12 protein-coding genes are annotated in these 15,203 nt (G+C 51.7%); all 12 read left to right on the top strand.

The window, feature by feature from the left end; translation table 11 throughout:
- Positions 1-77 precede the first annotated feature (77 nt).
- The 12 genes from proS to rpsO all read left to right on the top strand — a co-directional run bounded on the left by proS (position 78) and on the right by rpsO (position 14,913).
- Positions 78-1,535: a proline--tRNA ligase gene (gene proS / locus MHH82_RS20990; RefSeq protein ID WP_340967789.1), complete on the top strand. Its 1,458-nt coding sequence runs from the start codon at positions 78-80 to the stop codon at positions 1,533-1,535.
- Positions 1,536-1,784: 249 nt separating this feature from the next.
- Positions 1,785-6,101: a PolC-type DNA polymerase III gene (locus MHH82_RS20985; protein ID WP_340967787.1), complete on the top strand. Its 4,317-nt coding sequence runs from the start codon at positions 1,785-1,787 to the stop codon at positions 6,099-6,101.
- A 179-nt stretch (positions 6,102-6,280) separates the two neighbouring features.
- Positions 6,281-6,742, top strand: a complete 462-nt coding sequence (gene rimP / locus MHH82_RS20980; protein ID WP_009594781.1) for a ribosome maturation factor RimP — start codon at positions 6,281-6,283, stop codon at positions 6,740-6,742.
- Between the two features lie 32 nt (positions 6,743-6,774).
- A complete protein-coding gene (gene nusA, locus MHH82_RS20975; RefSeq protein WP_009594773.1) occupies positions 6,775-7,872 on the top strand; it encodes a transcription termination factor NusA in 1,098 nt (365 codons plus the stop codon).
- Between the two features lie 25 nt (positions 7,873-7,897).
- Positions 7,898-8,209, top strand: coding sequence for an RNase P modulator RnpM (rnpM, locus tag MHH82_RS20970; RefSeq protein WP_009594698.1), 312 nt, complete (start codon positions 7,898-7,900; stop codon positions 8,207-8,209).
- Positions 8,202-8,525, top strand: a complete 324-nt coding sequence (locus MHH82_RS20965; protein WP_175320809.1) for a YlxQ family RNA-binding protein — start codon at positions 8,202-8,204, stop codon at positions 8,523-8,525. The genes rnpM and MHH82_RS20965 overlap by 8 nt, the downstream gene beginning before the upstream one ends.
- Positions 8,518-11,199: a translation initiation factor IF-2 gene (infB, locus tag MHH82_RS20960; protein ID WP_145037619.1), complete on the top strand. Its 2,682-nt coding sequence runs from the start codon at positions 8,518-8,520 to the stop codon at positions 11,197-11,199. The genes MHH82_RS20965 and infB overlap by 8 nt, the downstream gene beginning before the upstream one ends.
- Before the next feature lie 19 nt (positions 11,200-11,218).
- Entirely contained in the window at positions 11,219-11,572 is a 354-nt protein-coding gene (gene rbfA, locus MHH82_RS20955) for a 30S ribosome-binding factor RbfA (RefSeq protein WP_009594729.1), read from the top strand.
- A 30-nt stretch (positions 11,573-11,602) separates the two neighbouring features.
- On the top strand, positions 11,603-12,580 hold the full coding sequence (locus MHH82_RS20950) for a DHH family phosphoesterase (protein ID WP_009594706.1): 978 nt from the start codon (positions 11,603-11,605) through the stop codon (positions 12,578-12,580).
- Positions 12,577-13,488, top strand: coding sequence for a tRNA pseudouridine(55) synthase TruB (truB, locus tag MHH82_RS20945; protein ID WP_009594709.1), 912 nt, complete (start codon positions 12,577-12,579; stop codon positions 13,486-13,488). The genes MHH82_RS20950 and truB overlap by 4 nt, the downstream gene beginning before the upstream one ends.
- Before the next feature lie 35 nt (positions 13,489-13,523).
- Positions 13,524-14,477: a bifunctional riboflavin kinase/FAD synthetase gene (locus MHH82_RS20940; protein ID WP_015736300.1), complete on the top strand. Its 954-nt coding sequence runs from the start codon at positions 13,524-13,526 to the stop codon at positions 14,475-14,477.
- A gap of 166 nt (positions 14,478-14,643) precedes the next feature.
- Positions 14,644-14,913, top strand: a complete 270-nt coding sequence (gene rpsO, locus MHH82_RS20935; protein WP_006211281.1) for a 30S ribosomal protein S15 — start codon at positions 14,644-14,646, stop codon at positions 14,911-14,913.
- The last annotated feature ends 290 nt before the right edge of the window (positions 14,914-15,203 follow it).

Raw genomic sequence — 15,203 nt, 5'->3', positions numbered from 1 at the left:
GCCAATAACGTCCAGTCAAGCCGCCTGAATGAACGGCTTAGACCACGCGTTTTATTAATGGGAGGAACACGATTTATATGTCTAAGGAATCGAAGGATAAACAATTCGTGACGGAGATCACACCGCAAGGAGAAGATTTCTCGCGCTGGTACATCGATGTCATCAAAAAAGCGGACTTGATGGATTATTCCCCAGTCCGGGGCTGCATCGTCTTTAAACCGGACGGTTATGAAATTTGGGAGCATATCCAGGCGGAGCTGGATCGGCGCTTTAAGGCAACAGGACATCGGAACGCTTATTTCCCGTTGTTCATTCCGGAGAGCTTTTTCCAGAAAGAGAAGGAGCATGTGGAAGGTTTCAATCCAGAGCTGCCTTGGGTGACCGAAGCGGCGGGCGAGAAGCTTGAAGAGCGTCTGGCTATTCGTCCGACTTCCGAAACGATGTTCGGGCACATGTATTCCAAATGGATTCAATCCTATCGTGATCTTCCTGTGCTGATCAATCAGTGGGCCAACGTGGTGCGCTGGGAGAAACGCACGCTGCCGTTCCTCCGCACCAGCGAGTTTTTATGGCAAGAGGGGCATACCGCTCATGAAACGGAAGCGGAAGCAAGAGGGGAAACCATGCAAATGCTCGATATCTATCAGCAATTCGTAGAGGACTATCTCGCGATTCCGGTGATCAAGGGGCAGAAGACGCCTTCGGAGAAATTCGCGGGTGCCGTGGACACGTTCTCCATCGAAGCGATGATGAAAGACGGTCGGGCTGTACAAGCAGGCACATCACACTACATGGGTACCAATTTCTCGCAAGCTTTCGATATTCAATATTTGAACCGTGAAAATACGCTGGAATACGCACATACGACTTCCTGGGGAGTCAGCACGCGTCTTATCGGCTCCTTGATCATGGTCCATGGGGACGACCGGGGCTTGGTGCTTCCTCCAAAAGTTGCGCCGACTCAAGTAATCATGATTCCGATCGGGCCTCCGAAGACGAGAGACGCCGTCGTGGGCCGTACGGACGAGCTGTTCCGTGAACTGAAATCCGCCGGGATCCGCGTACGGGTGGACGACAATCCGGATGTGCGTCCAGGCTGGAAATTCAATGAGTACGAAATGCGCGGTGTTCCGGTTCGTCTGGAGATCGGGCCTCGTGATATGGAGAATGGCGTCTGCGTGCTCGTTTCCCGCATTACGGGCGAGAAGAAGGTTGTGGAGCAGTCCAACCTGATCCAGGAAGTGCAGAGCATGCTGGAACAGGTGCATCAGGAAATGTACGAGCGTGCGAAGCAGTTCCGCGAGGATCATTTCTATTCGGTGGAGACGCTGGACGAAATGAAGGACAGCATGGAGGACAAGCGCGGGTTTACCTTGGCAGGATGGTGCGGTTCGGAAGCTTGCGAAGACACCGTGAAGCAGGAAACCGGCGCGACGAGCAGAAACATTCCGTTTGAACCGGCTGAGAACAAAACCAAGTGTCTCGTATGCGGCGAGGATGCGAAGCATACGGTGCTGTTCGCGAGAGCGTACTAGGAATTCGATATTATGATTTTCCGGATTGCATGACGAAGGCAATTTTTCGTCCGTACCGGGGATTCATCATCTGGAGTAAGCTTCCGGATGGCAGTATGACGGACGCTCTCTTTCTCGGGGCAGGACGATGGAGTGCTGCCGGCGGAAGCTTTATTCTGTTTTTTATCCGCTAAACGCGGTCTGTCTTTTGTGGATGTAGGTCGATAGAAGTTTTTCTTACAGCTTTATGTTATGCAGGGGGAGGGAACCATGGGCACGACTGAAGATAAAAGGAAGCGATTTGAACTGCTGATCAAGCAGGGAGAAGTTCCGGCCAATCTGGTGGAACCCTATTTTTTAGACGGTGTGATTGAACAAGTAGAGACCAGCAGGAACAGCAAGGACTGGAGGATAACCGTTCAGAAGGAGACCTTGGTCCCGGCCGAAGTTTATCGTACATTTTGCCTGAGAATTCAGGAGAAGATGGGACATATCGCAAAGATCAAATTTGTGTTCCGGTATGGAAGCGGCGTTCCGGAGGCCGATATCGTGCAGGAGTATTGGGGCTTGTTTCTGGAGTGGGCACACCGGGAGATTCCATCGGTCAATGGCTGGATGACAAGGGCGAAACACGAGGTGGAAGACGGGCAGGTCCTTCTCTCCATGTCGGATGGCATGTCGCTTGAACTTGCCCGCAAGAAACAGATCGATGCCGCCATAACCCGATTCTTCGGGCAGTACTTCGATCTGACACTGCGCGTGAAGATGCAGGTCGGCGATAACGGCCAGGCCGCTTACGAGGAGTTCGAGCAGAGGAAGCGCGAGGAAGAGCGCGAGGTTATCGAACAGATCATGAACAGCATGGAAGCGGAGCTGGATGCCGAGGACGAGGAAGAAGGCGACGTTCGGCTGCAGGTCGGATATGATATCAAGGATCAGCCGGTTTCGATCCAGGAGATCCAGGACGAAGAGAAGAAAATTACGATCCAGGGTACCATTTTCGGGTTGGACCGCAAGGAGCTCCGAAACGGCAGCACGCTGTTTACCTTCAACTTAACCGATTTCAGCGATTCCTTGCAGATGAAGATGTTTGGCAAAACGAAGGATGACTTGAAGGTCCTGAGCCTTCTTGAGAATGGCAAATGGGTGAAGGCACGCGGACGCGTGGAATATGACCGGTTTATGCAGGTGCCGGAGCTGGTCATGATTCCGTCCGACCTCAATGAAGTCAAGGCGCCCCCTTCCCGCAAGGATAACGCTGCCGAGAAGCGGGTGGAATTCCATCTCCATACCACTATGAGCACGATGGATGCGGTCACGCCGATCGACCGGTACATCAAAACCGCGGCCGCCTGGGGACATAAAGCGATTGCCGTAAGTGATCACGGCGGCGTGCAGTGTTATCCTGACGCAGCCAAGAACGCCAAGAAACACGGAATCAAAATGATGTACGGCATCGAGGCCAATGTCGTGAATGATGCCGTCAACATCGTGGAACAGGCACAGCCGATTGAGCTGAGCAGCGCGACTTACGTGGTATTCGATATTGAAACCACGGGGTTGTCCATCACCGCGAACAAGATCATCGAGCTTGCAGCCGTGAAGATGCACGAAGGCAAGGAGATTGGCCGGTACGCCACGTTTGTTAATCCGCACGAGCGAATTCCGTACCATATCCAGCAATTGACGAACATCAATGACGATATGGTCAAGGATGCTCCTGAACTGGAGCCGGTACTGAAGGAATTTGTTGAATTCGTCGGCGATGGCGTGCTCGTGGCTCACAACGCGCGGTTTGACATGGGGTTCATTCAGGCAGCACTCAAGAATGCAGGCATGGACACGCTGGAGAATCCGTATTTGGATACGCTGGAGCTGGCCCGACTGGTGCATCCGGGACTTAAGAATCACCGCCTTAACACATTGGCGGATAAGTACAAGGTGCTGCTGGAAAGCCATCACCGCGCGATCGACGATACAATTGCGCTGGCGGGAATCCTGAACGGGCTCCTCAGCGACGTAGACAAAACCAAAGGCGTGAAGATGCTGGACCGTCTTAATGATTACGTGGGCATGGACCTGTCCAATACCCGTCCGTTCCATTGCGGGATTTACGCTTTGAACATGACGGGCAAGAAGAATCTGTACAAACTGGTCTCCATGTCGCATACCGAATATTTCAAGCGGGTGCCCTGCATCCCGAAATCCAAGCTCCAAGAGATGCGGGACGGGCTGCTGGTGCTGTCCGGCTGCGAAAAAGGGGAATTCTTCGAAACGGTGCTGAACAAGACGGAGGAGGAAGCCGAAGAGATTGCAGGCTTTTACGACGTTCTGGAAATCCAGCCGTTGACGATGTATATGCATTTGGTGGACAAAGGCCTGGTAGGCAGTCCCGAAGAGATCAAAACCGCGATTTCCAAAGTCGTGCGCATCGGGGAAAAGCTGAACAAGCCGGTCATCGCTACAGGGAATGTGCACTATCTGGAACCGCGGGACAAGCTGTTCCGGGACATCACCATCCATGGCATTACCGGCTTCAGCCCGCTCAAGGATATGCGCAAGCCAGACGCGCATTTTCGGACTACGGAAGAGATGCTGCAAGAGTTCGAGTTTTTGGGTCAGGACAAATGCTATGAAGTCGTGGTAACGAACACAAGCGAATTGGCCGACCGTTTTGAAGATTTGGAGCTGTTCCCGGATAAGCTGTTTACGCCGATCCTGGAGGGGGCCGACGAAGAAATCCGCAACACCTGCTACGACACGGCCAAGTCGATCTATGGGGAGAACCTGCCCGAGGTCGTTGTGGCCCGGTTGGAGAAAGAGCTGGAGCCGATTATTAGATACGGCTTCTCCGCGAACTATCTGATTTCCGAGAAGCTGGTGAAAAAATCGAATCGGGACGGCTATTTGGTTGGTTCCCGGGGTTCCGTTGGCTCCTCCGTCGTTGCGACGTTCCTCGGCATATCCGAGGTTAACCCGCTGCCAGCGCATTACATTTGCTTGAACAGCGACTGCAAGCACAGCGAATGGTTCCTGGACGGCAGCGTGCCGAGCGGATTCGACTTGCCGGACAAGGCTTGTCCGGAATGCGGAAACATGATGAAGGGCGAAGGACAGGATATCCCGTTCGAAACCTTCCTGGGCTTCAAAGGGGATAAGGTTCCCGATATCGATTTGAACTTCTCCGGCGAATATCAACCGCATGCCCATAATTTCACCAAGGAGATGTTCGGCGAGAAGAACGTATTCCGTGCCGGTACCATCGGCACCGTGGCGGAGAAGACGGCGTTCGGCTTTGCCAAGAAATACGAGGAGCACAACAACAAGCGCTGGCGTGGCGCGGAATTAAACCGGCTGGCGTCAGGCTGTACCGGCGTCAAGCGCAGCACGGGCCAGCATCCCGGCGGTATTGTCGTTGTGCCGGACTACATCGAGGTTGAAGAGATAACGCCTGTGCAGTACCCTGCCGATGATGTCAACGCGGAGTGGAAAACGACGCATTTCGATTATCATGCCTTTGAAGCGAATTTGCTCAAGCTGGATATTCTCGGACACGATGATCCGACGATGATGAGAATGCTCCAGGATTTGACCGGGGTGGACCCAACGACCATCCCGATGAACGATCCGAAAGTAATGAGCATGTTCAACTCAACGGAAGCGCTGGGCGTGAAGCCGGAGCAAATACGCTCGCCGGTGGCCACCTTCGGCGTGCCGGAGATGGGGACCAAGTTCGTGCGTCAGATGCTGGTGGAGTCGCAGCCGTCGAGTTTTGCTGACCTTTTGCAAATCTCGGGACTTTCACATGGAACCGGCGTATGGCTCGGCAACGCACAAGAGCTCATCAAGAATGGAACCTGCAACATCAAAACCGTTATCGGTTGCCGCGATGACATCATGCTGTTCCTGATTTACAAGGCCGGCATGGACGCCAGCCTCGCGTTTAAGATTACGGAAAGCGTGCGTAAAGGCCGGGGGTTGTCCCAGGAATGGATCGACGAGATGAAGAAATGCAAAGTGCCGCAGTGGTACATTGATTCCTGTCTCAAAATCCAGTACATGTTCCCGAAAGCCCACGCCGCCGCATATGTTATTTCAGCGGTGCGAACGGCTTACTTCAAGCTGTATTATCCGATTGAATACTACGCAACCTACTTCTCGGTCCGCGCCGAGGATTTTGATATCGAATTATGCTGTCAGGGTTATGAGGCGATCTATCGCCGGATTGAAGAGATCGAGCAGCTCGGATTCGGAGCGAGTCCGAAGGAAAAAGGCATGCTGCCGATTCTGGAGATGGCGCTGGAAATGACGGCAAGGGGCTTCTCATTCAAGAACATCGATTTGTATCAATCCGACGCCTTGAGATTCAAGGTGGATGGCGACTCGCTCATTCCGCCGTTCTCTGCGCTTGCGGGAATCGGCGATAACGCCGCCCGCAACATAGCCGCCGCGCGTGAATTCGGAGAATTCCTCTCCATCGAGGATTTCCAGCAAAAATCGAAGGCAAGCAAAACCGCCGTGGAGCTGTTGACCCAAATGGGATGCTTCCGCGGTCTGCCGGAGAGCAACCAGTTGTCATTGTTCTGATTCTTGTCATTCTTTCATGGCCGTGACGCCTTGACAGTCAAGGAGTCATACTTGTCACTATTACCAGACTATGTTATAATTTTTTTGGTAATCATGGAGATAAAACCGTTGTGTAAAGAGTGGGGCAACCCACTCTTTACTCTTTGGTATATAGGAAATCAACTTGGAGGTTATGTTCTTTGAGCACATCAAAGATTAAAACGACTGTGGAAGAAATGGTGCAGCCGTATTTGGACGAACACGGCTTTGAACTGGTAGATGTGGAATACGTTAAGGAAGGAAGCAACTGGTTCTTGCGCGTGTTTGTTGATAAGGACGGCGGCATTGACATTGACGATTGCGGTTTAATCAGTGAACACCTGAGCCAGAAGCTGGACGAGAACGATCCGATTCCGACGGCTTATTTTCTTGAAGTCTCTTCTCCTGGCGCGGAACGTCCCCTGAAGAAAAAAGAGGATGTTGCGAAGTCAGTCGGCAAGAACGTGTTTGTTACGGTATACGAGCCGATTAACGGGTTGAAGGAGTTTGAAGGCAAGCTGGAATCCTTTGATAACGAGGAGCTGGTCATTCAAACCGCGAAGAAGCAGCACGTGATTCCATATGCAAAAGTAGCCAGTGCCAGATTGGCCATCATTTTTTAAACGGAAGTTTTGAAAGGGGGAACCGATTTTCAATGAGTATGGATTTTATTGAAGCGATGAATGAGTTGGAAAGAGAGAAGGGCATCAGCAAGGATGTGCTGTTTGAAGCCATTGAAGCGGCACTGATCTCAAGTTACAAGCGCAATTTCAACACGGCGCAAAATGTACGGGTAGACATGAATCGCAACACGGGTGTTATCAAGGTGTTCGCACGGAAGCTGATCGTGGACGAGGTTCTGGATCCGCGCACTGAAATTTCGTTGCATGCCGCACGCGAGATCAATCCGCATTTTCAGATCGAAGATATAGCGGAAATCGAGGTTACGCCGCGTGATTTCGGACGGATCGCAGCTCAAACGGCAAAGCAGGTTGTTACCCAGCGCATTAGAGAAGCCGAACGCGGCCTGATCTACAGCGCTTTTATTGACAAGGAAGACGATATCGTTACGGGTACGCTGCAGCGTCAGGATTTGCGCAACATCTATATCGACCTTGGCAAGATCGAAGCGGCGCTGCCGCTTACCGAGCTTATGCCTAACGAGAAGTTCAAGCATGGCGACCGGATCAAAGCGTACATTACGAAGGTTGAGAACACAACCAAAGGGCCGCAGATTATGCTCTCCCGTACGCATCCGGGCCTTTTGAAGCGCCTGTTCGAGCTGGAAGTGCCGGAAATTTTCGACGGCGTCGTGGAAATTCGCTCGGTTGCGCGCGAAGCGGGATTCCGCTCCAAAATTGCGGTGTATTCCCGCAACGATGAAGTCGATCCTGTCGGCTCTTGCGTAGGGCCTAAGGGATTGCGCGTACAAACGATTGTCAATGAGCTTCGCGGCGAAAAAATCGACATCGTGCGTTATTCCGACCAGGTCGAAGAATACGTGGCCAATGCGCTGAGCCCATCCAAAGTGCTTGAAGTCCAAGTATTTGAAGATGAGAAGATGGCGCGCGTAATCGTTCCGGATTACCAACTCTCGCTGGCGATAGGGATCAAAGGCCAGAATGCTCGTCTCGCGGCGAAGCTGACCGGCTGGAAGATTGATATTAAGAGCGAAAGTCAGGCGGAGCAGGAATTTGGCAGACCGAAGTCCCAATCAGGTGAAATGCACCAGGATTCCGTCTCTGTCGATTAATTCCAAATGACGGGGGGTTGTCGTCTTGAAACAGAGAAAGATACCGCTGCGTAAATGTGTGGCGTGTCAGGAAATGATGCCGAAGAAAGAGCTCATCCGGATTGTCAGGACTCCCGATGACGCTGTCCTGATCGATCTCACCGGCAAAAAGTCGGGACGGGGAGCGTATCTATGCGGCAAGGTTTCCTGCTTCAAGCTGGCACACAAAAATAAAGCACTGGATCGAGCGTTGAAACAACATGTGAAGCCTGAGATCTATGAACAGTTGGCACAGGATTTCATCAAGGTTGAGGATGAATTCCTGGCTGCAAAAGAGAGTGCTGCCGATGATGAATAGGGCGCTTTCTCAGCTCGGCCTGGCCATGAGGGCAGGCAAGGTGGTTACCGGAGATGAGATCGTGCTCAAAGCCATCCGGTCTTCTGAAGCAAAATTGGTTATTCTGGCGGGTGACGCCTCAGATAATACAACAAAGAAGTTCCGCGACAAATGCGGTTCTTACAATATCCCTCTGGTAATCGGATTTGACCGGGAAAGTCTGGGCACAAGTGTAGGTAAACCCGAGCGGGTTGTGCTGGCAGTTACGGATCAAGGATTCGCAGAAATGATCTCCAAGAAAATGGAGACAATGTCGGAGGTGGAGTATATTGAGTAAACAGGAAAACAAAGACAATAAACTTCGAGTGTACGAATATGCTAAATCGTTGAACATGAGCAGTAAAGAAATTATCACGATACTTAAGCGTTTGAACGTTCCGGTCAATAACCACATGAGCGTAATGGAAAACGATACGGTGTCCAAGGTAGAGCAGTTCTTCAAAGATATCAAATCGAATGCGGCAGCTAAGCGGGACAGTGGCGACGCTCCCCGAACCGAGAACCGCAAACCTTCGGGTTCCGGAGCGAATGCAGCCGCATCCGTATCCCATGCTAAAACAGAAGGCACTTCCACTAACGTGAATGCAGACGGCAACCGTAATGGGCAGGACGGTATGCGTCATTCAGGACAACGAGTATCAGGACAACAAGGTCAAAGCCAGCCCAAAAAACAACAGGAAAAGCAGGTAGGTATGAATAGTAGAACGAATTCAAACACACAACAAGCTTCAGGTTCCCAGCGTCCCCAAGGAGGGCAGGATACCCGAAGAAACCAATCTGGCTCCGCACAAGGAAGCCAGCAGAATAATCGCAGCCAAGGCTCCAGACCGGGCGGCAGCACGCAGACCGGATCCCGTCCACAAGGCGGAGGTCAAGGCGGCGGGCGTCCGCAAGGCAATAATCAGGGCGGATCGCGTCCGCAAGGCAATAATCAAGGAGGAACGCGTCCGCAGGGCGGCAACAACCCAGGCGGAGCGCGTCCTCAGAGCAAGCCGGGTGGAACCGGAGGCGGATTCTCAGGATCCAATAACAGTAACGGCCAGAACCGCGGTTCCAGAAACAACAATAACAATCGTTCAGACTCCAAGCGTTTTGATGACAACCGTCAGGGAGGATTCCGTGGCAACAATCGCGGTGGCAAGAATAACCGCGGCCGGAATCAACATAATCAGCAGCCGCCTCGTGAGAAAATCGACAACACGCCGAAGAAAATTATCGTCCGTGGCAACATGACCGTCGGTGAAACGGCGAAGCTGCTTCATAAGGACGCTTCCGAAGTCATCAAGAAGCTGATTTTCCTCGGCGTGATGGCCACCATCAACCAGGAGCTGGATATCGATACGATTCTATTGCTCGCTGGCGAATTCGGTGTAGAAGTCGAAGTGAAAATTCCGGTAGAGGAAGATCGTTTTGAGACCGTTGAAGAAAACGATGCTCCGGAAGAACTGAAAGAGCGTCCACCGGTTGTTACGATTATGGGTCACGTTGACCACGGTAAAACGACGCTGCTGGATGCGATCCGTTCCACGAACGTATCTAGTGGCGAAGCTGGCGGGATTACGCAGCATATCGGTGCTTACCAAGTCGAGATCAACAACAAGAAGATTACGTTCCTGGATACACCGGGCCACGAAGCGTTTACGGCCATGCGTGCCCGTGGTGCACAAGTAACGGATATGACGATCATCGTGGTTGCGGCTGACGACGGCGTGATGCCACAGACGGTCGAAGCGATTAACCATGCTAAAGCGGCAGGTTTGCCGATCATCGTTGCCGTGAACAAAATCGATAAGCCGGACGCTAACCCGGATAAAGTGAAACAAGAATTGACGGAATACGAGTTAGTGCCTGAAGAATGGGGCGGAGATACCATCTTTGTTAACGTTTCGGCGAAACAGCGGATGGGTCTGGAAGACTTGCTTGAAATGATCCTTCTGGTAGCAGAAGTGAATGAATATAAAGCAAACCCTGATAAACGCGCGCGCGGTACCGTGATTGAAGCTGAGCTTGATAAAGGCAGAGGACCGGTAGCACGCATCCTCGTTCAGCATGGTACGTTGAAAGTGGGCGACGCCTTCGTAGCCGGCAACTGCTTTGGACGTATTCGCGCCATGGTGAACGATAAAGGCCGTCGTTTAAAAGAAGCCGGACCATCAACGCCGGTCGAAATTACCGGTTTGACTGAAGTTCCGGGCGCCGGCGATCCGTTCATGGTGTTTGAGGATGAGCGTAAAGCGCGTAATATCGCGGATAAGCGTGCGATTACCCATCGTCAATCCGAATTGAACACGAATACGCGGGTGACGCTGGATGATCTCTTCCAGCACATTAAAGACGGCGAGATCAAGGATCTTAACGTTATTATCAAAGGTGACGTGCAAGGTTCCGTCGAGGCGCTGAAAGGCTCCTTGAACAAAATCGAAGTGGAAGGCGTTCGTGTCAAGATTATCCATAGCGGTGCCGGTGCCATCACCGAATCCGATATTATTTTGGCAGCTGCCTCCAACGCGATCGTAATCGGGTTTAACGTTCGTCCTGACGTTCAAGCGAAGCAAACCGCCGAGCAGGAGAAGGTTGATATCCGTCTGCACCGTGTAATATATAATGTAATCGAGGAAATTGAGCAAGCTATGAAGGGGATGCTCGATCCGGAGTATAAAGAATCCGTGATCGGTCATGCGGAAGTCCGCAACACCTTTAAAGTGAGCAAAGTGGGTACGATTGCAGGATGTATGGTGACATCCGGTAAAATTACGCGTAACGCAGAAGCTCGCTTGATCCGTGACGGCATTGTCGTTCATGAAGGCAAGATCGATTCCCTCAAGCGCTTTAAAGATGACGCTAAAGAAGTGGCACAGGGTTACGAGTGCGGTATTACCTTGGTAGGCTATAGCGACGTCAAAGAAGGGGACGTAATCGAAGCCTTCATCATGGAGACGGTAGAGCGCTAACGAATGAGGTGATCAGACCATGGCAAAAATCAGAACTGGGCGCGTAGGCGAGCAGATTAAAAAAGAGCTCAGCCAACTGATCCAAACGGAATTGAAAGACCCGAGAATCGGTTTTATTACCGTGACCGGCGTGGATGTAACTAACGACCTTTCCCAAGCGAAGGTATACCTGAGCGTGCTCGGCGACGACGAGCAGAAGGCGGCTTCCTTGAAAGGGCTGGAGAAGGCAAGCGGCTTTCTCCGCTCCGAGCTGGGCAAGCGAATTCGTCTCCGGCATGTTCCGGAGCTGATCTTCAAATTCGACGATTCCATTGCTTATGGCAGCCATATTGAGAAGCTGCTGACCGAAATCGTGGATCGCGAAGAGAAATAGAGTAGTTTTTGTTTATAAAGGAGAGGGCGAATGCAGACCTATGAACAAGAGCTGCAGCAGGTGAAGTCGTTTCTGCTGGAGCACGATGATTATTTGGTTGTGTCGCATGTTCAGCCCGATGGAGATGCAGTCAGTTCCACCCTTGCGGTGGGCTGGCTTCTCTCATGTCTGGGCAAGAAATTCACGATGATCAACGAAGGGCCCATCCCGAAGCGCATGAAAAAGCTGTGGCATGCAGAAGACATTCTCAATCTGTCCGAACAGCAGCCGGGAAGGACGTTTTCAAACGTCATTTGCGTGGATTGCGCGGATTTCGCGAGAGTAGGTTATACGCAGCAGGTGTTTGCCGATCATGCGAGCATCGTTAATATTGACCATCATCCAACGAATGATCGTTACGGAGCCGTTAACCTGGTTGTGCCCGAGGCGGCTGCAACCGCAGAAATCCTTTATGATTTGCTGAATTTGTTTGAAATCGATTGGGATGCCGAAATCGCTACTGCGATTTATACCGGATTGTTAACGGATACTGGCGGTTTTCGTTATTCCAATACGTCGCCCAAGGTCATGAGCATGGCTTCCGATCTGTTATCCTATGGCGTGAACGGCCCTGAAATTGCGGAAACGCTGCTGGAGGAAATGACGCTGCCGCAGATGAAGGTGCTGGTTCAGGCGTTAAACACGTTGAGTCTGTCGGATGACGGTAAAATAGCCTGGGTGTACGTAACCCCCGAGCATATGGAACTATGCGGTGCCGTTAGCGAGGATCTTGAAGGGATCGTCAATTATCCCCGAAACATTCAGGGAGTCGAAGTCGGGATTCTGTTCAAATCGCTGAAATCCGGAATGGTCAAGGCGAGTTTGCGTTCAGCCGGCAAAGTGGATGTTGCCGCATTGGCCCAAATTTTTGGCGGCGGCGGCCATGTCCGGGCGGCAGGGTGCAGCATGGAAGGCTCCCTTCAAGACATCATCCCTAAAGTAGTAGAGCAGGTGAGATTAAAGCTATGACGCAATTAGAAGGCATCTTGGCCGTTCACAAACCGGCCGGATGGACCTCCCACGATGTGGTAGCCAAAGTTCGGGGAATGGTTCGTTTGAAGCGGATCGGACATACCGGGACGCTGGACCCTGAAGTGACGGGCGTGCTTCCGTTATGCTTGGGGAGAGCCACGCGGGTCGTCGAATATCTGCAGGAGCTACCTAAAGAGTATCATGCGGTCCTCCGCCTTGGATACTCGACCGATACCGAGGATATTACCGGGAATGTGGTGGAGACTGCGGATGAAGTCCGCGTGACCAGAGACGAGGCGCTTGAAGCGCTGCAATCTTTTACAGGCCAGATCTCTCAGGTTCCTCCTATGTACTCCGCCGTCAAAATCAACGGCAAACGATTGTACGAGCTTGCCAGAGAAGGCAAGACGGTGGAGCGCAAAAGCCGTACCGTAACGATTCATGAAATCGAGATGACGGACTTTGATCCGGAAGGGGAGTATACGGAAATTTCTTTCCGTGTACTGTGCTCCAAAGGTACATACATCCGCACGCTTTGTGTGGATATCGGGAGGAAGCTCGGCCTGCCATCCGTCATGGTTAAGCTGGTACGTACGATATCGGCGGGAATCACCGAGGCGCAGTGCTTGACCCTGGAGCAAATTGAGCAGTTCATGAAGGATGAAACGCTGCAATCCCGGCTTATTCCGGTGGATCAGGCGATTCATCATCTAGCAAAGCATACGGTTTCCGAAGAGAAGGCGGAGGCCGCGCTGAAGGGGCAACGTTTGTCCTCCAGGGCGGTAGAACCGGCCGTCGACAGTTCGGAGCCTATCCGTTTGTACGATATAAAGGAAAACTTTCTGGGCATCTATAAGCGTCAGGAAGAGACGGGCGCTATCGTTCCCGTGAAAGTATTTTCCTAAGCATGACTGGATTTAGTGAGTGGAGGTGAGAAATCATGAGGATTGTTTCATTATCTTATCCTGTATCTTCCGACATCGTACGAGAAGCTGCCGAGCCCAAGGTAGCGGCAATCGGCCAGTTCGACGGTCTTCACCTGGGACATGCCAGCGTGCTTTCGACCGCTGTCAACATTGCTCGGGAGAATGGAGTGCCGGCCGCGCTCATTACCTTCTATCCGCATCCGAAGGACGTGATCGGTAAGGGGAGCTATGAAGGCTATCTGACACCCCAGCCTGACAAGCAGCAGCTGCTCGAGCAGATGGGCATCGATATTCTGTACGTCGTCGAGTTCAATAAAGAATTTTCCCAAGTAAGTCCGGAAGCGTTTGTTGAAGAAATGCTCTTTCCCTTAAATCTTCAAACGGCGGTAGTCGGATTTGATTTCCGGTTCGGCCATAAAGGCGCAGGAGACGCAGTTAAACTTCAGGAACTCGGCGAAGGCAAAATGTCGGTCGTTACGGTACCGCCATTCCTGGTCGATGGCGAGAAGGTAGGAAGTTCATCCATACGGATTGCCTTAAAAACTGGACAGCTGTCGGACGCAAACCGCTGGCTCGGACGGAATTACCACATCCGGGGTACGGTCGTTCACGGGGAGAAGCGGGGAAGAAAGATCGGTTTCCCTACCGCGAACCTGGAATTGACGGACCCGTTCGTGGCGCCTGCATTGGGCGTCTATGCCGTCCGTGCCCGCACGGATAAGCATTACGACTGGATACCGGGCGTCATGAACGTCGGCGTGAAGCCGACGTTCCACGAAGGGATTACTGAACCGATCTTCGAGGTCCATCTGTTTGATTTCGAAGGGGATCTGTACGACCAGATCATGACGGTGGATATCGTTCAATATATCCGCAAGGAGCATAAATTCGAATCGGTTCAGGAGCTTGTGGAATGGATTCAGCGGGATGCCGTCGAGGCCCGCAAAATATTGAATGTCAGCGAATAAAACGTTTTGGGACAAATTGTTCGCAAACGGATTTTCTTTTTCAGGTAAAGTATGCTATACTCTTAGAGGTTGCCCGAGGATCGGGCAATTCTAACCTTGGCTTGGATGTTCGATCTCACCGTCGGTACCTGGGCCAACGGCGATTATAATGAGGGAGGTGAACAGGATGGCATTGACTCAAGAACGTAAACAACAACTGATTGACGAGCACAAAACTCATGAGTCCGATACAGGATCCCCAGAGGTGCAAATCGCTATCCTAACGGAAAACATTACGAACTTGACTGACCACTTGCGTACGCACAAGAAGGATCATCATTCCCGTCGCGGATTGTTGAAAATGGTCGGCCAACGCCGTAAGTTGCTTGCATACTTGAAAAACAAGGATGTTAAACGTTACAGTGCTTTGATCGAGAAGCTTGGATTGCGTCGCTAATCATCCATAAGATGTGCCGAAAACAGCCTGGTTGTCCACTGTCCTTCTTGGAACGACAGCGGCACAGCCGGGCTCTTTTCTAAGTATTGTACAATTTACCGTTACGAAAGCTTCCCCACAAAGTACTGCGTACGCTTCATAGCCTAAACTCCACTTTGTGGGGTTATCTTAATATAGATTCTTGATAGATGGTAGGCGTGGTCTGTTCGCTAATTTTCACTTCATGGTATAACCGGGGCAATCTATACGGAGAATGTTTTCTATACGGTTCGGGTTGTTCCTGTACATAG

It is taken from the genome of Bacillus sp. FSL K6-6540, from assembly GCF_038007545.1.
This window is presented reverse-complemented; position numbering and strand designations above follow the sequence as displayed.